This is a genomic window from Cytobacillus gottheilii, from assembly GCF_001636345.1.
In the GTDB taxonomy this organism is placed as follows: Bacteria; Bacillota; Bacilli; order Bacillales; family Cytobacillaceae; genus Cytobacillus; species Cytobacillus gottheilii.
Map to the genome: position 1 here is coordinate 1,615,147 of NZ_KV440945.1, position 20,412 is coordinate 1,635,558.

Annotated in this window: 19 protein-coding genes and 1 riboswitch; of the genes, 11 read left to right on the top strand and 8 right to left on the bottom strand. The window is 38.1% G+C overall.

All coding sequences use genetic code 11. The features are described from left to right. Positions 1-48 precede the first annotated feature (48 nt). The 4 genes from A6754_RS07750 (at position 49) to A6754_RS07765 (ending at position 3,403) form a co-directional block, all read left to right on the top strand. Positions 49-933: an AraC family transcriptional regulator gene (locus A6754_RS07750; protein ID WP_066443329.1), complete on the top strand. Its 885-nt coding sequence runs from the start codon at positions 49-51 to the stop codon at positions 931-933. 382 nt (positions 934-1,315) lie between these two features. Continuing rightward, positions 1,316-2,530: an ATP-binding protein gene (locus A6754_RS07755; protein ID WP_066443331.1), complete on the top strand. Its 1,215-nt coding sequence runs from the start codon at positions 1,316-1,318 to the stop codon at positions 2,528-2,530. A 196-nt stretch (positions 2,531-2,726) separates the two neighbouring features. Next, positions 2,727-2,924: a hypothetical protein gene (locus A6754_RS07760; protein WP_066443335.1), complete on the top strand. Its 198-nt coding sequence runs from the start codon at positions 2,727-2,729 to the stop codon at positions 2,922-2,924. A 32-nt stretch (positions 2,925-2,956) separates the two neighbouring features. Next, a complete protein-coding gene (locus A6754_RS07765; protein WP_066443336.1) occupies positions 2,957-3,403 on the top strand; it encodes a hypothetical protein in 447 nt (148 codons plus the stop codon). Here A6754_RS07765 and A6754_RS07770 read toward each other — a convergent pair. From A6754_RS07770 to A6754_RS07785, 5 genes are all read right to left on the bottom strand, one after another. Continuing rightward, positions 3,400-3,582: a hypothetical protein gene (locus A6754_RS07770; protein ID WP_066443338.1), complete on the bottom strand. Its 183-nt coding sequence runs from the start codon at positions 3,580-3,582 to the stop codon at positions 3,400-3,402. The two genes, A6754_RS07765 and A6754_RS07770, sit on opposite strands and share 4 nt — an antisense overlap. 32 nt (positions 3,583-3,614) lie before the next feature. Then, a complete protein-coding gene (locus A6754_RS22725; RefSeq protein WP_156495729.1) occupies positions 3,615-3,785 on the bottom strand; it encodes a hypothetical protein in 171 nt (56 codons plus the stop codon). A 770-nt stretch (positions 3,786-4,555) separates the two neighbouring features. Beyond that, positions 4,556-5,155, bottom strand: coding sequence for a class I SAM-dependent methyltransferase (locus tag A6754_RS07775; protein ID WP_066443347.1), 600 nt, complete (start codon positions 5,153-5,155; stop codon positions 4,556-4,558). 104 nt (positions 5,156-5,259) lie between these two features. Then, on the bottom strand, positions 5,260-6,714 hold the full coding sequence (gene hpaB, locus A6754_RS07780; protein ID WP_066443351.1) for a 4-hydroxyphenylacetate 3-monooxygenase, oxygenase component: 1,455 nt from the start codon (positions 6,712-6,714) through the stop codon (positions 5,260-5,262). Positions 6,715-6,852: 138 nt separating this feature from the next. Next, positions 6,853-7,344, bottom strand: a complete 492-nt coding sequence (locus tag A6754_RS07785; protein WP_066443353.1) for a hypothetical protein — start codon at positions 7,342-7,344, stop codon at positions 6,853-6,855. A gap of 233 nt (positions 7,345-7,577) precedes the next feature. Between A6754_RS07785 and A6754_RS07790 the strand changes: the two genes are divergently transcribed. The 4 genes from A6754_RS07790 to A6754_RS07805 all read left to right on the top strand — a co-directional run bounded on the left by A6754_RS07790 (position 7,578) and on the right by A6754_RS07805 (position 12,588). Beyond that, entirely contained in the window at positions 7,578-8,024 is a 447-nt protein-coding gene (locus A6754_RS07790; protein ID WP_066443355.1) for a GyrI-like domain-containing protein, read from the top strand. A gap of 479 nt (positions 8,025-8,503) precedes the next feature. Beyond that, positions 8,504-10,207 carry a methyl-accepting chemotaxis protein gene (locus A6754_RS07795; protein ID WP_306806919.1) on the top strand — a complete coding sequence of 568 codons (1,704 nt, stop codon included), beginning with the start codon at positions 8,504-8,506 and terminating at the stop codon, positions 10,205-10,207. 147 nt (positions 10,208-10,354) lie between these two features. Then, positions 10,355-10,458: riboswitch (SAM riboswitch) on the top strand. A 108-nt stretch (positions 10,459-10,566) separates the two neighbouring features. Then, the gene (locus A6754_RS07800; protein WP_066443362.1) at positions 10,567-11,616 is read left to right on the top strand and encodes an LLM class flavin-dependent oxidoreductase; all 1,050 of its coding nucleotides are present in this window, start codon (positions 10,567-10,569) and stop codon (positions 11,614-11,616) included. 15 nt (positions 11,617-11,631) lie between these two features. Continuing rightward, positions 11,632-12,588: an ATP-grasp domain-containing protein gene (locus A6754_RS07805; protein ID WP_066443364.1), complete on the top strand. Its 957-nt coding sequence runs from the start codon at positions 11,632-11,634 to the stop codon at positions 12,586-12,588. Between the two features lie 309 nt (positions 12,589-12,897). Here A6754_RS07805 and A6754_RS07810 read toward each other — a convergent pair whose 3' ends face one another. After that, positions 12,898-14,595, bottom strand: a complete 1,698-nt coding sequence (locus A6754_RS07810) for a M3 family oligoendopeptidase (protein ID WP_066443366.1) — start codon at positions 14,593-14,595, stop codon at positions 12,898-12,900. 348 nt (positions 14,596-14,943) lie between these two features. Between A6754_RS07810 and A6754_RS07815 the strand changes: the two genes are divergently transcribed. Further along, a complete protein-coding gene (locus A6754_RS07815; RefSeq protein ID WP_066443368.1) occupies positions 14,944-15,357 on the top strand; it encodes an immunoglobulin-like domain-containing protein in 414 nt (137 codons plus the stop codon). A 102-nt stretch (positions 15,358-15,459) separates the two neighbouring features. On the opposite strand, the gene A6754_RS07820 is transcribed toward A6754_RS07815, so the two are convergent. Continuing rightward, complete coding sequence (locus A6754_RS07820; RefSeq protein WP_066443371.1) at positions 15,460-15,918, bottom strand: hypothetical protein; 459 nt, start codon at positions 15,916-15,918, stop codon at positions 15,460-15,462. 273 nt (positions 15,919-16,191) lie between these two features. Here A6754_RS07820 and A6754_RS07825 point away from each other — a divergent pair, with 273 nt between their 5' ends. After that, positions 16,192-16,947 (top strand): N-acetylmuramoyl-L-alanine amidase, encoded by a 756-nt coding sequence (locus A6754_RS07825; RefSeq protein WP_066443378.1) that lies wholly within the window; start codon positions 16,192-16,194, stop codon positions 16,945-16,947. 70 nt (positions 16,948-17,017) lie between these two features. Here the strand turns inward: A6754_RS07825 and A6754_RS07830 are convergent, their stop codons facing one another. Beyond that, positions 17,018-18,004 carry a F510_1955 family glycosylhydrolase gene (locus tag A6754_RS07830; protein ID WP_066443379.1) on the bottom strand — a complete coding sequence of 329 codons (987 nt, stop codon included), beginning with the start codon at positions 18,002-18,004 and terminating at the stop codon, positions 17,018-17,020. A gap of 238 nt (positions 18,005-18,242) precedes the next feature. Between A6754_RS07830 and A6754_RS07835 the strand changes: the two genes are divergently transcribed. After that, positions 18,243-20,042, top strand: coding sequence for a M3 family oligoendopeptidase (locus A6754_RS07835; protein ID WP_066443380.1), 1,800 nt, complete (start codon positions 18,243-18,245; stop codon positions 20,040-20,042). Positions 20,043-20,412 lie beyond the last annotated feature (370 nt).

The following is a 20,412-nucleotide window of genomic DNA, read 5'->3' on the forward strand; positions in this document are numbered from 1 at the left end:
ATAATACTAAAATCGGTTCGTAAAATATCATGATATTGAGGCGGTTGTATGCAAATTATAGATTTTATGATTGACCAAAATTTAAGAGAATTGACTGAACATCGTACCATGGTACTGCCGATTGCCTGTTATGAAACGGTCATTAACCAAAATGTTAATGGATATATACCGCTTCATTGGCATGATGAGTTTCAGTTTGTACTTGTTATAAATGGGGAAGCCGATTTTCAGATAAATGAAGAGAAGGTTACGGTGCAAGAAGGGGAAGGGCTCTTTATAAATAGCAGCTGCCTCCATAGTGCAGAAGATAAAAACGATTCAGGCTGTGCTTATATTTGTTTGAATATTGCTCCGGGTTTTGTACTGCCGCAAGAACTTTATGCCATTTATGTAAAACCTTACACAGAAGCAACAAATATCCCTTATATCAAATTGATCCATGCAGAAGGCTGGGCATTTAATATATTGGACTCTATTAGAAAGATTCATCAGCTAATAAAAGAAACTCCTTCCTGCTACCAAATTGATATCAGTTTTCATTTGAATTTAATCTGGAAAAACCTCATGATGCATGGCATCCAATTAGAATTTGAGCAAGCGGAAATGATGAAGAGTCAAAGAATGAAACACATGTTAGATTGGATTCATGTCCATTACGCTGAAAAAATCCTGTTAGATGATATTGCTAATGCAGGCCAATTAAGCAGATCTGAATGCTGTCGATATTTTAAACGGATATTGAAGACCACACCATTAAACTATGTCACACACTATCGTATTCAAAAAAGTTTAATTTTACTGAAGCAGCCTGAATCAAATATTACCGATGTTGCCTATAGTGTAGGATTTAACAGCACAAGCTATTATATTGAAAGGTTTCGAAAAACAATGGATACAACACCATTAGTATACAAGAAACTACATATGTCCTGACTGACGATTGTCTTACTATAGTTAAAAAAATTTGAGAAATTAATAACCATAATTGGCTATTGTACAAACACTTTCTAGAAAATATGGTAAAATAATATCATGCATAATGAACAATCCTGCAACGAAAATCACAGTGTAATTTGAGTGTAGGATATTTATAAAAAAAGAGCATATCAATGTAATTGGTTGAATACGTTGTCTTTTAATTGCATCGATTAAGAGAAATTATATCGAGATAACATATTTTTATAATAGAATCCATTTAACAATAAAATGTTTTACCAATAATCTGATATTTTGCATAAAAGGATCTCATTAAAATGATATATTTTATGGACTCCTTAGAAAATAAGAGACAACAGTATTGTGAGGACCTTTCAAAATGATCGACAATGATTTATTACCTAGTATAAAAATTTACCGGATGATTATCAGCATTCTGATTATCTTAATGAGTTCAGGGCTAATGTTAATTTTTGAAGTAAATGAACGTACCATTACTTCGACTTTACTTTTTCAATTGTTACTTGTTATCATAATTTCTATCCTATTCATTCTGTTCCCAAAAAGAGATTCAGAAAGTTTTAGAGCGGCAATCATTCTTTTTATGTCTGGCTATTTTTTCTTTATGTATTTACAATTTCCTGATCGGTTTGCTTCGCTGCTAATGATTAGTTATCTCCCTGTTATTCCTGTGTTGTTTCTTCATACAAGATTATTTTATATTACCTTGGTGAGTAATATAACAATAACCATTAGCATCTTTATGTACTTCATGATGACGGAAACAGGAACTACACTTGTTTACACCTATATAGACTATGCAGGGGTTGCCATTAACTTTGTTGCCTCCCAAATAATCCTGCTGTTCCTTTTCCAGCTTTTCAAAAAGAAGATGAAGGACCAGGAACGTTATTATGTTCAAATGAAGGAAGATGAAAAACTGCGAACTACTGGACAGTTAGCGGCAGCTGTTGCTCATGAAATCAGAAATCCTATAACAGTAGTTAAAGGTTTTATTCAATTGCATGAGGGAGACAAGGAAATTCCAGAACATATCAAAAAGCATTACCATTTAATGTTGGATCAACTTCAAGACGCAGAGACCGTCATTTCCAATTTTTTATCATTGGCAAAGCCAGCAGAAACCAAAACTGAGATTGTATCAGTCAACCCTGCTCTTCACACCGTAATGGATCTGCTCAACACATATGCATTGTTCGATACTATTCATATTGAGTTAGAGATTGAAGATGACTACGAAATTCAATGCAATATCCTGGAGTTTAAGCAGTTATTTGTTAATCTATTAAAAAATGCAATCGAAGCTTCACATCACGGAGATACGATTCGTATAAAAGTGACAGGTAATCAAGATGCAGTAAAAATTGTCATCATTGATAGCGGTTCTGGAATGAATCAGGAACAGCTGGAGCAAATCGGAACGCCATTCTATTCATTGAAAGCAAGAGGCACAGGAATAGGCTTAATGATTTGTTTTAATATCGTCCAAAAATATGATGGCACCATAAACTTTTGGAGCGAGGAAGGTAAAGGGACAGAGGTTACGGTGACTTTTCCGGTTGTGAAAGCATAGGAATGTAGAAATTATTTTTGCATCTGTTAACGAGAATCCTAAAACAAGATTATATAGTTAAAAGAAGCTAGTATATTAGCTTCTTTTTTTGTTATTCAGAAGACCCATTTTTCAGATTAGAGAAGGATTCAGACAGTTTTTATCGAAACCATTTAATAATAATACATAAAATGGAAGTGGGGGTGATTTATTTTACATGTTTACCAAATTTAAAGATAGGCGTTACTGGATATTAATGCCCCCTTTTTTGATCATTGGGTTTATATTAGTTCTTTATTTGCCTCAAAAATTAAAACCATTTGCAATTCTTACTGCACTTGTCTTTTGGATTGTATACTACACTTGGAATGGGCTCAGTAAAACAAATGAAGAAAAAGAGGAAATGGATAAATAATCCATTAGAACTGTGTCCTTGAAGGAGATTTTATGGAACGTAAACAATATATTTACACCTTTATTACAGCTGGCCTGCTCCTTATGATCTGGATGCTTTATTCGGTAATCCAGCCACCCAAGTGGGAAGCAACTTCTCAAAACGGTCTGTGGAGAGGGGATTATAATCGGGAAGCTGGTGCCCCGAAAGGAGATTGGATCGGCTATCTTTATTGGCTTGGAGAAAAAGAGATTGTTTTTACAGGTGCAAAGCTTATAAGAAATGGTGAGGAAATACATCAGCTAGAATACCGAAGCGATAAGCTAGCAGAGGAAAATAATAAAATAAACTATATTCATAGCTGGAATTCCATGTTCCAAAATAAGGAGGATGAGCTTCAATTACAGGTTTATTGGGAAGATTTGAATGGAAAACATGAAGATCTCATTAATTTATCACCAAAAAAGCGTTTATTTGTAGTGCCAAGCTGGTTGTATTAATGTCTTTTATTCAATATATCAATGATTCTATTTAATAAGGCGATAATGATAGAAAGTAATGCAATTATAATGATCATTATGCTGTAGTATTCATCAAAACGAAGAAATGCTGAAATGATAGAGAAAGAAATGATTGAAAGCATAATGGTCAGTAGTGTGAGTACGACGTATTTCCCCATAAATACCTCCATTGGTTCACGGAAGAGACTAATTAATCTTCCTTTTTGATATTATCTATTTTATCTAGTTTGGCTGAGATCTCTTTAAGGATTTTATTTCTCTCGCCTTGTGCGCTAACGATGGAAACAATGCCCCAGATAATGAAGACGATCACAGCTAAATTAATGAATAGAGGAATAATTGATACAAAAGATAAAATCATTTAATTAACCACCTTTATAAGTGTTTTTTAAATTCACATGAGGTGATCATGCAATTAAGTCAAAGTTAACTTATTAAAAACTTACAAAGTGCATGATACATTTGAATGCACATCATGCTTTCTTTCTCTTTTTCCATAATAAAATGATAAGACTTGCAATGAAAATACTCAATATCAAAGATGTTAAGAATAAAGAATGAATAGGATTACTAATAGTGCTGTGTAAATACATACCGACCATGATGCCAATAAAACCTGCTATATATTTTTTCATCTTGATCCCGCCTTTACAGTTATTTACTACTGCTTTAATATAAAATATTCTCTTATAAACGCTCCCATAGAAACAGAGGTGAAAATAATCAGAACCGTATGAATGAATCGAATAAAAGGCAAGGAAGAAAAAATTATTTGAATGGCTGATAAAATAGTAATGAGGGAAAAAATGAAACAAAATACAATTAAATACTTGGGGTTAAGTTGATTCAAAAAGACACCACCTTATGTAAGTTACCTTCATTTTAGCACAATATATGGAAAATTTCAGAAGAAATAAAATATTCTTGCCGGCTGGCAAGCATAAAGGACAGAGTCGAAAGCTTAGCGGACTAAATACTGCCATTGACTCGAATGTTCTCCAGTGCTTCTAGTTACTGCCTTATGAAGGGATAAAAAAGAAGGGCTGTAATCGAACCCTTCTCCACGATGGTGACCTTTGCTGAAGTTCTGTTTAATGGATATCTTGATGCGCTGCACTCTGCATTAGATTATCACTTCAAACTGCTCGCTAAAAACATGGAAGCATCCTGGTTCATAAAAATAGATTTTCCATGGTGAAATGTGTGAATGTCAGTTGATTTAAATCCTGCTTCAGATAAAAGGTTTTTAAGGTCATTTTGTACAAAACCATTATGCACTTTAGGATGCTGGATTTTGTCATTTTTATCAAAATCAACAATAATCAGTTTGCCCTCATCATTCAGGATGTTAAAAAGTGATTGTAAGATTTTACGAGTATCCGGAATATGAAGAAGAACAAGTGACATCACAACAATATCCGCCTTTACATGATCAGGAATTTCCTGTGTAAAGTCAGAATAGAGAGTGCTGGCATTGGAAATGCCTTTTTGAGTGATTTTTGCCTGGGCAACATCCAGCATTTTTTGTGATGAATCAATCAGAAGGACAGATTTTACGAGAGGTGTTAACTCCAGTCCGACCAGGCCAGTGCCGCTTCCATAGTCGATTAGTGATTTTGTCTCGCTGTTTTGCAATGCATCTTTTACTTTTTCCGTAATAACTTTAGCCATCTCAATTCGCTCGGCTGTATCATATTTGTTCGCCATCTGCTCAAATACGTTTTCTTCCATCCTTATTCAACTTCTTTCTGCTAGAAATAGTGATCGTCAGAATCAGTATAGCAAATAAGGATCATTTTTAGCCGTGCAGATGATTGAGAAATTAGGATACTTCACTAATGCATACTCTGCTGCTGGTTTAAAAACTTTCTTACTTCTTCAACATATTGATCTTTTGCATAGTTACTATAAAGATTGCCTGATAATTTAACAGGGTCACCAAAAAAGTATCTTTCATATTGCGTTTGTCTTGTACCAAAAGAACTCATCGTCAGATCCCATGCTAAGCGGAAAAGTTTTACCCGATCCTCGGCATTCATGCCATCGCTTTGCAGGTATTGATCTAAGTCTGGGCGTATTTCAGATTGAAAGGCCTTCTCGGTGGGCAGTAAAATCATTCCGCTCGCTCCAATTAGCTGGATGATTTCACTGAAGCGTGGATATATTTTAGGATAAATTGTACTGGCCGCTTGCAGTGGCATTAAGCTGGGACGCATAATGCCGAACGCATCTACTACAGCATCATTTTCCGATTTCTCTAGAAGTGCTTTCATTGTTTCAAGTCCAATGATGATTTCAGAAAGTTTTTCTTGGATATGCTGATATTCGCCGACATTAATGGCCTTGACAATCAGTTCAGTGACCCCGAGAATAAATTCTGTTTTGACAATCTGTCTAGTGATCACTTGATGGTATGCGAATGAATAAAAGGAACTTTGAAGGAGAAAGTCAGCTGCTGCATCCACATTTTCATAATAAAAAACCCGATCCCACGGAACCATGACATTATCAAAAACAACAATTGAATCCATTTCTTCGTATTGTGAGCTTAATGGATGATTAAAAAAAGATTCTCCACCCACGAAAGATTCCCTGCAAATAAACTTTAACCCTTTCGTATTAGACGGGATGGAAAAGGCAAACACCTCGCTTGAATCAATAAACAGCCTTGGCGCAGAAAAGACCAGCACCTCATCCGTTAATCCTCCTTGAGTAGCAAGCAAACGAGCACCTTTTATAACTAATCCCGTATTGTTTTTATCCACAATTTTAGCGGAAATTGGCTCATCTGAGAACTCCATGTAAACTTGAGATCGATTGACCTGTGGTGTAATAAAAGTATGTGTAAATGAAAGATCCTGTTTTAGTGCTCTTTTATATAAGGCATGTAAATGATCGGGAAAACAATTATCTCTGCCGTTTAAAATGGATGCAGAGGAAGCAAAGCTCATCACAACCGTATTCATATAATCAGGACTTCTTCCCATCAATCCATGTGTGTTCCTCGCCCAGTTTTGCATCATTTTTCTTCTTTTTTGTAAATCATCTTTTGTTTTTGGCTGCATATACGAAATGCCGAAGGGTTCTTTTTCTTTAGGCAAAAAGAAGGTCATTTCATCTTTTAGGTCGGAATTGGTTTGTAAATCGTACAGCGAAGCTTTTGCCTTCAGGATGCCCTTAAATGCAATATGCTCGGAAATATTCCCTTTAACCCTTTCGCCATCAAACCACACTTCGTTTTCCATTTGATTTAATCTGTCTATAAACGATTTTCCGCTAGTAACGCCCATTTTTTTGCTCTCTCCCTTTGCTGCAGGATCCCCCAAAAAAACAATAAACTAAATTAGTGTCATTATATTTTGCTTTTATGCTGAACATTCCCGTGTTTCCTGTTTTAAGATTGTTTTCCACCAGACTTTTCAGGGATATTACTGACACAAAACAATGATTCTGTATGGATTGGTTTGGGCAGGAACACTATTAGTGGCAGTTCCATAAATAACAATTAAATTTCGATTTACGATGCTTCCTGAAAAGGGCTGCCCGTTTGTCAGTAAGATTTGAGTATATGGAGAGATCATTAATTGTAATTCTCCGTCACTGCTGATCAGTTGAGTATTAAAATAATCAGCTTTCACATTCTGATAAGGCTTTTCTTTTACCATTACGATCGCCGGGTATTGCGGTGGATAGATCAATATGGCAGGAGCATTTCCATCATAATAGCCGGTTACCATATCCCCGGCAGCTACCGCTTCATGTTCAGCAAAATACGTGGCTGGTGTGACGATAAAATTGACGATTGAACCCATACTATTCTCAACCGTCATCAGTTTGCTGCAGCCGGCTCCTTCACCGTTTTGGCCCATTAAATCAGTAATCATCGTGACAGTTCCATGAAATGGGATTAATTTGATCATCTTCATACCTCCATCATGTCATGATTCCTGGAGTTCCAAGAAATCAGCATACATTTATTTACACATTATTCGGTTGAATGCCTAGAGGGATGGGCGGCTGCCTATGCTGGATAAAAGATACGACTTTTTTTGCATAAAGTTCAATTGACAGGACAATTACTTATTATTAGTGCAGGAAGTAAGGTTTTTCTGTTGAATAAGTTGGAAAGTATAAAGGGATAGGAGCGTTTAACATGTTTTTCAAGAAGGTAAAAAAAGATTTTAAACTTGTTGCTCTAAAAGGAAGTGGGGAGTTTGTTCACTATGGTTATGCTGTTCCCTTACTCGCAAAAGAGCTTTTAAATCGCTCAGAGGAAATCTTACATTCAACAGAAACCGAAATTAGCTTGTATGAGCCTAAAAAGAATAAGGAACATAAGGTTGGCACCTTCTATGCAGGCTTGATTGTAAGTGAACAATTAAGTGAAACACCACCCGGAATGGAGTACATGGAGATAAGTAAAAGCTACATAACGATTAGAGGAAATATGTCGAAGGTAGCTGAACTGCATTCACAATTATTAAATTGGGCAGCAGAACAAGGTCATCAACTAGATCTGGATGCTTTTATTATTGAAACATACCATCCTGTTGGAGACGGCGAAGAAGAGGTCGAGATTTATCTGCCCATTCAAGTTTAAAGGTGTAAAAAGTATATGATGATATTTTATTGTAACTGCCAGGGTTTGTGTTTCAAACTGCACTTTGATAAAGCGGAAGTATTTAGATGATTAAGACACTTCGAGATCTCAGAATGGTCAATGGATTATGAAGAGATGGAGGATTTTTTTGCGAATGTAGAAGCTCTTCAGGTATTTTAAATACTGATTCAATTAAAACCTTTGAATCCACTATATATCAAAAGGAAATCTAATAAGAGCTGCTGATCCTAATTGATCAGCAGCTCTTTTGCTTGTGATGTAAGCATTGCTTCATTGCATGCAGACCGGAGAACAAGAAACCTGTAACCATTCAGGGTGTCTATCGATTACATAGGGAAATTTTACAATTAATTATTTCTTCTTTTCGATAAAAACCGTATTAATGTTTATCTTATATTAGCCGATAGTATTTTGGGGAGATATAAAAATGAATATCAGATCGAATAGGAGAAAGTGCATTGGGGAAAATCAAGAAATTTAATTTTAAGCTGGCTGCAAAAATAAATTTGATTGTTATATCAATCATTGTGATTCTGTCAGCAGTTATTGGGTTTGTTGCAAATCATGAGGTATCAAGAGGGATTAAAGAATTTGCAACAGAGAAAGCAAAGGGAGATTTAGGTTTAGCTTATCGATATATCGACAATACGTACCCAGGTGATTGGGAAGTTAAAGGAAATGAATTATATAAAGGGTCTGCAAAAATAAATGAAAACTTTGAAATAGTAGATGTGATAGGGAAAGATACGGGCGACACTGTAACCATCTTTCTTAAAGATACCCGTGTAACGACAAATGTCATGATCGATGGAGAGCGTGCGATTGGCACCAAAGCTTCTTCTGAGGTAGTGGACACTGTCATAAATAATGGAGAAAGTTATTATGGTGAAGCAAATGTGGCAGGGAATATGTATCAAACGGCCTATATGCCCATCCATTCTTCATCGGGTGAAGTGATTGGGATCTTTTATGTTGGTGCTTCAGAAGAAATAATTAATCAAATACTATTTTCTTTCCTAACAAAATTCACCATTGTTTTATTGATTATAATAACCTTAGCTGTTGCGATCGTTTATCTATTTACATCTAAAATGAAAAAGAGACTTGCCATTATGACCAAAGCTCTTGAAAGGGCTGGTAATGGGGACTTTACGACGAAAGTTCAGGATCATTCAAAAGATGAGCTTGGTTCCTTAGCTGTGAGCTACAACCACATGTCTCAAAATCTTAAAACGATGGTAGATGAAGTTATTCAAACATCAGAACAACTAGCTTCCTCGTCGGAACAGTTAACTGCAAGCTCAGAGCAAACGAGCATTGCCACAGAGACGATTACAGAATCAATTCAACAAGTAGCGAATGGAGCCGAACAATCGGCAGTGAATGTGCAAGAGAGTGCATTAGCGCTTGAAGAAGTCGCAAAAGGTATTCACTCTATTGCCGAAAATGCATCATTGGTTTCAGAAGTCAGTAATGCTGCTGTCGAAAAAGCCAAAGAAGGCGGGTTGCTTGTTCAAAGTACGGTTAAGCAAATAAATGCAATAAATTCATCTGCAGCTGCAAGCGGAGAAGTTATTAAAACGCTAGATCACAGATCACAAGAAATAGAAAAAATAACAAAAGTCATTACAGATATTGCAGACCAAACGAATTTATTGGCATTAAATGCAGCGATTGAGGCTGCTAGAGCAGGTGAACATGGGAGAGGATTTGCTGTTGTAGCAGATGAAGTGAGAAAACTTGCAGAACAGTCACAATCATCATCTTCTCAAATTTCAGTACTTATTCGGACAATACAAGAAGATATGGAGCAGTCAAGCAGGTCTATAGAGCAAGTTTCTGAAGAGGTGAAAGAGGGGTTAGACATTGTTCAGCAGACAAGCATTAACTTCAAAGAAATTCTTGATCATATGGCAAGCTTAACTGAACAAACGAATGATATGGCAGCGACTTCTGAACAAATATCGGCTAGCACTCAAGAAGTGTCGGCAACAGTTTCTGGAATTATTAACATATCAGAACAAACATCATCCCATTCACAGAATGTAGCTGCATCAGCAGAGGAACAGCTTGCATCAATGGAAGAGATAGCCGCTTCATCAGCAGCATTATCCAATTTAGCGGATGATTTAAAAGTGGTTGTCAGCAGGTTTAAAGTCTAATGTTTGTATGTAAATAATGCAATATTTTATTTGAATAGAAGGTAAAGGGTAAATTACTTAATATTTAGAGAGTAGAATTAATTTATTGACAATTGTATGAATTTAATTTATTATCCTTATTAAATAAATGAAAAATTGAATATTTTCTTCTTATCAAGAGAGGTGGAGGGACTGGCCCTTTGAAGCCTCGGCAGCAGGTTCTTGTGAACACTGTGCCAATTCCAGCAAGCGTACTGCTTGAAAGATGAGAAGAGGGTTTATAAAACTCTCTTCTTAGGAGGAGAGTTTTTTCATTGTTTATTAATCCTACTTAAGTGATAGGAAAAGTAGATAATTAATTGTCAGAGGGGCGAAGAGAGATGAAATATGGTTTTTGGCTGCCGATATTTGGAGGCTGGCTGCGTAATGTAGAAGATGAACAAATGCCGGCAACTTTTGATTATGCGAAAAATGTGATTCAAAGTGCTGAGCAATGGGGTTATTCGACAACACTAATCGCGGAATTATATTTAAATGATATAAAAGGGCCAGAGCATGATTCGCTTGAAGCCTGGTCTACGGCTGCTGCTCTTGCAGCGGTTACTGAGAAAATTGAAATAATGACGGCGATCCGCCCTGGTTTTCATAATCCTGCCGTTGCAGCCAAAATGGCAGCCAATATTGATCAGATCAGCAACGGTCGTTTTACTCTTAATGTAGTATCTGCCTGGTGGGCAGAAGAGGCGCGCCAATATGCTGGAATTTTCACCGAACATGACGAGCGCTATGCCCGTACCGAGGAGTTTATTGATGTCTTAAAAGGGTTATGGACAGAAGAAACCTTTCAATATTCTGGACAATTTTACGATTTAAAAGATACAAAGCTTGCGCCAAAGCCTGTTCAAAGGCCAAATCCGATTCTTTATGCAGGCGGGAAAAGTGAAAAAGGCAAGCAAACCATTGCAGAAAAATGTGACGCCTATGTGATGCATGGCGGAACGGTTGAAGAAATACAGCAAAAAATCGCTGATATGAAGGCAAGGCGATCACAAACGGGCAATGAGCCTTTCAGTTCATTTGGAATGGCAGCCTATGTGATTTGCCGTGATACAGAAGAAGAGGCTTTTGCTGAACTTGAAAAGATCACAACAGTAAAGGATTCAAGTGCATATGCCGGCTTTAAAGATTTCACGACGAAATCACAATTAGAACAGCAGATTCAGCTTCAGGATTACTCTGTTTCCAACCGTGGCTTGCGTCCAAATTTAGTAGGAACACCTGAGCAAATTGCCGAGCGAATTCTGCAATATGAAGAAAAAGGTTTAGACTTGCTGCTATTGCAATTTTCACCTCAATTAGAAGAGATGGAACGATTTGCAATACAGGTTATGCCATTAGTTGAGCAAAAACGCAGTTTAATAAAAAACTAGAAAGGGGTCCCGAACATGACCAAAGTATATGTAATCCATGAAAATAGTGAGTGGACCGTCCACTTAACCAATAGACTAGAGGAGCTTGGTGTTCCTTATGAAGAATGGCATTTAGACGAAGGAACACTGGATTTATCTTCAGAACCGCCAGAAGGAATATTCTACAGCAGAATGAGTGCTTCTTCTCATACACGTGACCACCGTTTTGCCGCTGAATTTTCCGGACAGGTATTAGCTTGGCTGGAAGCGCATGGACGTATTGTACTGAATGGCACAAGTGCGCTAAAGCTTGAAGTCAGCAAGGTTCTGCAATACCTGGAGTTAGAAAAATCTGGTGTCAAAACACCAAAAACGATTGCAGCGGTTGGAAAACAGCAGATTTTAAAAGCAGCAGAAGCTTTCGCAGGACAGCCGTTTATCACGAAGCATAACCGTGCCGGCAAAGGTTTGGGTGTGCAATTATTCCAGAGTATTGACGCTCTGAAAGCATATGTCGAGGGACCAGCATTTGAAGAGCCTGTTGATGGAATTACCCTTATTCAGGAATATATTCAATCGCCAGAAAGCTACATCACCCGCTGTGAATTTGTCGGAGGCCAATTTGTTTATGCTGTTCGGGTGGATACATCAGAGGGCTTCGAACTATGCCCGGCTGATGCCTGCCAGATTGGAGACTTATTCTGTCCAGTAGGAGATGAGGTTGAAGAGAAGCCTAAGTTTCAAATCATTGAAGGCTTTGACGATGATATCATAGGAAAATATAAAGACGTGTTGGGGAGAAATGATATTCAAGTGGCTGGTATTGAATTTATCAAAAACGCTGACGGCGACATTTACACCTATGATATTAATACAAACACCAACTATAATTCCGATGCAGAAGCAAAAGCAGGAAAATATGGAATGCTGGAACTGGCATCGTTATTGAAGAAGACACTGGAAGAACACTACTCAGTATCAGTAAATGTATAAGTTGGAAGGGACTGGGGCATAAGTATTTATTACGACTAAGATCCGAATGGTTAGGAGGTAAATCTTTCTAATCATTCGGTTTTTTTAATTAATTATTATTACAAACATGAGTGAAATGGTGCGGAGGGACCGGAGCGCATTGTAACGGTCTTGTTTAAATAACCAAACCATAACATTGAATATAAGCGTTCTAGAAATATGGTTTTAGGTTTGTCCCGCCACTTTGTTTTTTGCCATGAAAGAAAAAAGCACAACTAGCTTCATTTGCTAGTTGTACCATTTTCCTCGTGTATCTGTTAAGAGCATTCGTTAATTAATATCCTGAATCACTTTCTCCAGGAATTCACCCATTCTTTTCACAGCTGGTTCTGTAAAATCAAAGCTTACGCCTGTTTCTTCATAAATAGCAGCAATCGTTTGGTTATAGTCAGCACCAGCACCTTTTTTATAATCTTCAATTGCTTTTGTCGGGTCTTTCTGATAATTCTCCAGTAATTGCAGTGCACCAAGCATTGAAATGGAGTATTCAATATTATAGAAAGGAACCTGGAAATAATGAAGGGTGCCAGCCCAGCTCATTCCAACTTCTTCTTCAAAGCCAGTAGTATCGACAGGGCTTAAACCGTACCGTTTAGAGATTTCGAAGTATTTCTCATCTCGCTCTTTTGCAGTATGGTTTGGATTTGTATACATCCAATGCTGGAAGAGATCCCCTGATAATGGACCGAATAACATCGTAAATGCCCGTCTCAGCTCTTCACGCTGTGCACTCTTAAAATCTTCTGCTTCCGGATAAAAACGATCAAGCTTGTCCAATAACAGTAATTCCATTCCATGTGAATATAATTCAGCCACTTCCATGCGAAGCTGATAGTCTTCAGTAGGACCATGCTCAGAAAACTCAAGGTATCCATTGACCGCATGTCCCATTTCATGAATGAGTGCAATTAGAGAGAAGAAGGATGGGCTGAAGTTTGCAAAAACAAAGGTTTCTCCTGAAACAGGTAATGAAGTACAAAAACCGCCAGGGCTTTTACCTTTTCGATCTCCTAGATCGAGTAAACCATTCTCTCTCATATAATTGAAACGCTCAGTAAAATAGGCATCTGTCTTGCCTAACATCTCAGAAACGCCATCCATCAGATCAGCCACATCCGTGTATGGTGCGTTTTTCATCAATTTAGCATTGTTATCCCAAGGGCGATATGTATCGACACCTAGCTTGGACTTGAACACCTCTGCCAGACGGTTCCAGGCGGGAATGATGTGCTTTTCAACATTTTCATGGAAGTCATAGCAATCTTGCACACTATACTCACGATTTTTAGCGACAAACATATAATCGCGATAATTCTCAAAGCCTGCATTTAAAGCGATCTGATGACGCAGCTGAACGAGTTCATCCATAATGGAATCCATATCTGGCTTGATTTGACGATATGCTCCCATCATCTTGTGATAAGCTTTTTCTCTTATGGCTCTGTCAAGATGGTCAAGCTGTGATTGAATGAATGGAAATGGCTTTTCCTCACCCTCCCATTCAACGGTTAAACCTCCCATAATTTCGCTATACTTGGTGTTGAGCTCTTGCTCTTTAACCATTAACGGAATATTCTCTTCTCTGAACAATTTCACTTTCGATTCACGAGCACGTCTCATTAACCCATAACGATCTTCATTTAGTTCATGAAAATAAGGAGAATTACACAGTTTCTCATTTAGTTTTGCTTCATATTTCATGATTAGCGGCAGGATCACCTGCTGGTCATGAAGATATGTCGCCTTTATATCTTCATCTTCTGTATTGCGGTTAAAGTCTACTAAGTGACCTGTCATCGCTTCATCTAATTTATGTAAGAACGTTTTTTCTTCCAGCAGCCATTTTTCCAGATCAGAAACAGATTGTATCGGTATTTCCAGTAAGCTCTGAAACTGTGATTCTACCCCAGCTGCATCCTGTAAATTGATTAATTCTTTATAATATGTATGACTTAATTCTTGTGCCATGATAGACTCCCCTTCTCTTTATAAAAATTTTCTTAATATTATATTAACGGACTCTTGGCTGTAAATCTAGTTTTTTTCTTTATGCTGGAGATGGTTGTCTATTATTGGTTTTTGTTTTGGGTAAAAGAATGTTTATAGTGTGCAAAAATGTATACAGCACATTATGGTATAAATTTACATTCTTTATATTTTCCTTTAAAATTAAAGAAAAGGAGTTGTTCAGCATGGAACTCATTGTAGGCTTTCTTAGATTTATAGGAGAAATATGTGCTGCCTTTGCTACGGGTGCCTGGAGCCGTTATCAAGAAAAATAAGGGTAAATATACTAAAAGGAAGGAAGCGGCTTATATGAAAAAGATTTTTCTATTTTCATCTATTATGTTATTGCTTATTATTACTGGCTGCCAAGGATCACTGGAGGAAGAGGCTGTGCAAAGCCGTCCTAACTCAGAAGACGGAGTGAGGGTTGAAACAGAGGAACCAGTATATCCAACATCTGTGGATGAAATTAAAGTGAATATAATGAATGAAAGTGAAGAAGAATTTTATACGGGTGTGCATGTCTTCTTAGAAAAAAAGGAGGAAGATACATGGTACCAGGTACCGATGAAGGCTGATTCTTTTACAGAGCAAGCTATAGGGCATCCTGCCCATGAAACTTCTTCCTTAACCTTAAAAGTTAGTGATCTGGATTATAACCTTACTCCTGGAGAATATCGAGCAACAATAGGTGCTTTGGCCGCGCCATTTAAGGTGGAATGATGAAGGGGATACAATTGCATGTAGTCCTTGCATAGTTCGGCGCTTCCTTTTCAATTATAAAAAGGCTGTGACTGTTAAAAGTTCAGCCCCTTTTTTTTATGATTACTCTGATATACTTAAAATCACCAAAATGAGACCAGAAAGTAAAAGAGGAGAGGCAATAATCATAGATTTCCAAATCCATGAAACCCTGTCACGAATGATGTTAACCAAGAAAAGACCGCTCAGTGCAAATAGATAACGAACATAATAGACTATTTCTCCCTCATTGCCTAATGGATTTCGCTGCAGGAAAAAGTTAAATGCAATAAAAACGAGTATAACATTCCAGCTCATATGCCATTTTGGATAATAGTGTTTTATGGCTAAGAACAAAACTCCATTCGTAAAAATGAAATAAAAATACAGCTGAAGATTATAGAACATGCCAAAAAACGTTCCTTCCATGTACATTTCACCTTGAGAAAAAAAGGGGATAAACAAAAACAGATGTCCTAAGACATGGTTAATGACAAATACAATCGCTGCTCCAAGCAAACTCTTTTCAAGTAACTCTCTCAAAGGATCCTCCAAAAAAATACTTTTTTCTATATTATTACATTTATGATATTGAAATTGAATTGTTTTTTTGCTTGATTACAACATTCTTTTCTCTATTTAAGAGTATTCTCCATCTAGTCTACTAACTATTGATACAAGAGCCACATTTTCTAATTTTCCATTTACCATTCCAGCATGAATAACCATTGCCATTTTCTCGATTTTCTCTGTTCTTTCCACAAGTGTACAAGCAGTTAAGAGAGTAAAAGAATAGGATAGATTGAGGTGATGAAAATGGTGAAAATCTTTATAGATCCTGGTCATGGGGGCAGTGATCCAGGAGCTGTTGGAAACGGACTGCAGGAGAAGGATTTAACCCTTCAGATTGCCATTAGGATACGGGATATTCTAGGCAGTGAGTATGAAAATGTTGAACTTAATATGAGCAGAACAGGAGATACAGCTCTTTCATTAAGCAGCCGGACAAATGCGGCCAATGCATGGGGAGCAGATTTTCTTCTATCCATTCATATTAATGCGGGCGGAGGGACAGGTTATGAGGATTTTATTTATCCGAATGTTGGTGCACCGACTGCAACTTACCAAAATATTATTCATGAGGAAGTGATAAAGGCTGTTGATTTTGCGGACCGCGGCAAGAAGCAGGCGAACTTCCATATGCTTCGCGAGTCAGCGATGCCGGCTTTATTAACTGAAAACGGCTTTATTGACAATGCAAATGATGCAGCAAAGTTGGCACAGCCAGCTTTCATAGAAGGAATTGCCAGAGGACATGTCAACGGACTGGCAAGGGCTTTTGGGTTAAAAAAAAAACAAATAAACCTCTTTAGGGTGCAAATTGGGGCATTCCGAGATAAAGGGAATGCTGATAGTCTAGCAGCACAGGCGAGAAGTGCAGGATTTGAAGCGTTTGTACTTGCCGAAAATGGATTATATAAGGTTCAGGCTGGGGCCTTTTCTGATAGAAAAAATGCAGAGCAGCTGGTGCAGCATTTAACGGCTGCTGGGTTTGAAGCGATTATTCTGTAGAGGATTCTGTTCATTTGCAAAAAAAGAGTAAAAGCATTTTCGGGCTTTTACTCTTTTTTCATAAGCTACCCTAATTCGAAATACTGCCCTTCTCGAGAATGTTTTCCCATGATTCTCCAAAATCTGCTGATTGATAAAGGTCGCGCATGTAGGTTGAAAATGCCAGTGTGCCCTCATTCTTTTGACTGCCTGTTATATAGGTAATCGGGTTATCATAAGCGAGGAAAGGAATTTCAATACTTGCGCTTTCCATCGTCTCCATGCTGATAGAATGGAATAAAACCTTCTCACTTTCTACTGAAGAATAATATAAATGACCTTCTGTAAATGCAAGAGCAGTGACCATGATCTCTTCTGTAATAAGCTCCATATTATTTCCCTTATCCTCAGAAAGGTAGATACCGCTCCTTGTGGCCATTGCCATCTTATTCGCGTCAGTCGGATGGGCAGCGATCATGCCAAGCGTATCGGCACCAAATCCATTTAATGGTACAGGCTCAAATTCAGCATCCTCACCTGCAGAACGGAACAGACCTGGATCCATCTCAGTAGATGCGTCACCGTTTATTCCATAAATTATTCCGGTTTGATACCCGGCCGTCAGAAAAGGAAACTGTCCCTTTTCCTTAAAAGCAATGTATTCAAGTGTTTCACCTTTATCTGTACTTTTGGCAATTCCCAACTTTGCTTCACCTTGCTGGCCGCTTGAAATAAATCCGTCTTCCACCGCATTAAAGCCAAAATAATCATGCTTTTTTGAAGTCGTTTCAAACCAATTGTCTCCTTTATACATAAGCAAGCCTTGATCTGTTGCAACATATAAAGCGTCATCATTTCCAGGATAGCCTATTCCCTGCAGCTGGGCAATTTCTATATCTGCTGCTTCCACGATTTCAAATGGTACATCTTCTTCCTCTGTCTCCGGGTTTTCTTGAGCAGGTTCTTCCGTTTCATTGTCGGGTGTTGACGGCTGTTCTGCTTCATCCTCCGTATTCGTGCAAGCTGCTAAAAAAACGGTTAGCAGCAAAAAAGGGATTAAAAATCGTTTCAAAATCATCTGTTCACTCCAACTTTCATTTTTGCTTCATGTCAATGATAGCATAACGATAACCATGTTAAGAAGCAAACATAGCGCCTTCCCATTTTGATCCTTTTAAAAAAAGAAAGTCGTGAAGATAGAAATTTCCGAAAAATTAATTTATAATATAGAAAGTATTTCAGCTGCCGAAGTAAAATGAGCTTTTTCAAATAGAGTCAAAGGCAAATGATACATAACGATTTTAGGAGGCTTTGAAATGACAACAAAAACATATTCAGAGGTTTGGGATTTAGATGTATTTTTTAAAGGCGGAAGTGAATCTGAGGAATTTACAGCACATCTTAATGAAACGGAAGAACAAATAGAACAGTTTAAACAATCTGTACAGGGCTGGGAACCTTCGAACGAAGCAAGTGAAAGCAGTCAGCTGATCGAACTTTTGAAGAAGTTTGAAGAAACATCGAAGAAAATTAGACAGGCGGGAGCATTTGTCAGCTGTTTAGAAGCACAGAATACAGAAGACAAGGCAGCGAACAAACATCGTGCTACAGTGACACTTCTAAGTGCAGCATTTCAATCGGTGCTAACTGGTTTTGATGAAAAATTGACATCATTTGACCAAAATGTTTGGGAAGACATTTTACAAACAGAAGGATTATCTGAATTGTCATTTGTTCTGACAGAACGCCGTGAAAAAGCAGCGGAGAAGTTATCTGAGAAGGAAGAATCCTTAATCAATGCGCTTGGTGTTGATGGTTATCACGGCTGGAGCCAAATGTATGATGTGATTGTTCGAACAGTTAAGGTTCCATTCACAGAAAACGGCGAGGAGAAACTTTTGTCTGTTGGGCAGGCGTCCAATAAATTTTCCAGCCCGGATCGTGAAGTGAGAAAAGCTGTATTCAAGAGCTGGGAAGAGGCATGGGGAGAAAAGGCAGATTACTTGTCCAAAACATTAAACCACTTGGCTGGCTTCCGCTTAACGGTCTATGATAAACGCGGCTGGGAGGATCCATTGAAAGAGCCATTAGCGATTAACCGTATGGAAAAGGCTACACTTGATTCCATGTGGAATGTGATTTCAAGCTATAAAGCTCCTTTCGTAAAGTTTCTTGAAAGAAAGGCACAATTGCTCGGATTGGAAAAGTTGAGCTGGTATGATCTTGATGCTCCGCTTGGCGAGACAGAAACGAAGGTTTCTTATCAGGAGGGTGCACAATTTATCCTCGATCATTTCAGCAAATTTGGGGAGGAAATGACTTCCTATTCAAGAACGGCATTTGAAGATAGCTATATCGAAGCAGAAGACCGTGCTGGAAAGAGACCTGGCGGGTTCTGTACATTCTTCCCGGAAACTGGCCAATCTCGTATTTTCATGACATACTCCGGGACACCTTCTAATATCTCAACACTTGCACACGAGCTGGGACATGGTTTCCATTCATACGCGATGAGAGATGTTCATACACTGAACCGCAGTTATGCAATGAATGTAGCTGAAACAGCATCCACATTTGCTGAGATGATTGTCAGCGATGCAGCGGTGAAGAATGCACAGTCAGAGGAAGAAAAGCTTTCTCTTTTAGAAGATAAAATTCAGCGTTCTGTTGCACTGCTGATGAATATTCATGCTCGTTTCTTGTTTGAAACACGTTTTTATGAAGAAAGAAAAAGCGGCATGGTGAGCACGGAAAGAATTAGTGAACTAATGCTTGAAGCTCAGAAGGAAGCCTATGCAGGTGCATTGGATGAGTACCACCCAACATTCTGGGCATCTAAGCTTCACTTTTATATCACAGGTGTTCCTTTCTACAACTTCCCGTACACATTCGGCTATCTCTTCTCTCTTGGCATCTATGCGCAGGCAATTGAAGAAGGAGCTGGCTACGAGGAAAAATATATTGACTTATTAAAGGATTCTGCATCAATGAAAGTAGAAGACCTGGCACAAAAGCATTTAAACACAGACTTAACAAAACCTGATTTCTGGGAAAAAGCTGTTCAGCTATGTGTAGATGATGTAGAAGAATTCCTAGCACTAACAGAAAAGAAATAACATCTGCAAAAAAAACCGCTCTATGAGGGCGGTTTTTTGTTATTGTGTGCCCGGCATGGGTGCAGGCTCTAGGGTGCGAGTCCCGAACGGCGAAGGCAGTAGTAGCCGTAGCTTAAGACAAGGATATGCGGGGTGACCCTCCTATCTGAAGGAAGTCGGCGGCAAACTTCCGCTCTGAGGAACACGAATCTCATATGAGGCTAGATGACATTGGGTGAGTCTGCAATACAAGACAAAGTCCATACTGCCAAAGGTGTCACATAGTAAATGAGGCGGAGACATGGAAGGAAAGTCTGTACTCTTACCCGGGGAGAACCTGTCGATATGCCGTACTCATGCGGTAAGCCTATCCGTGAGGATAAGTTGAACG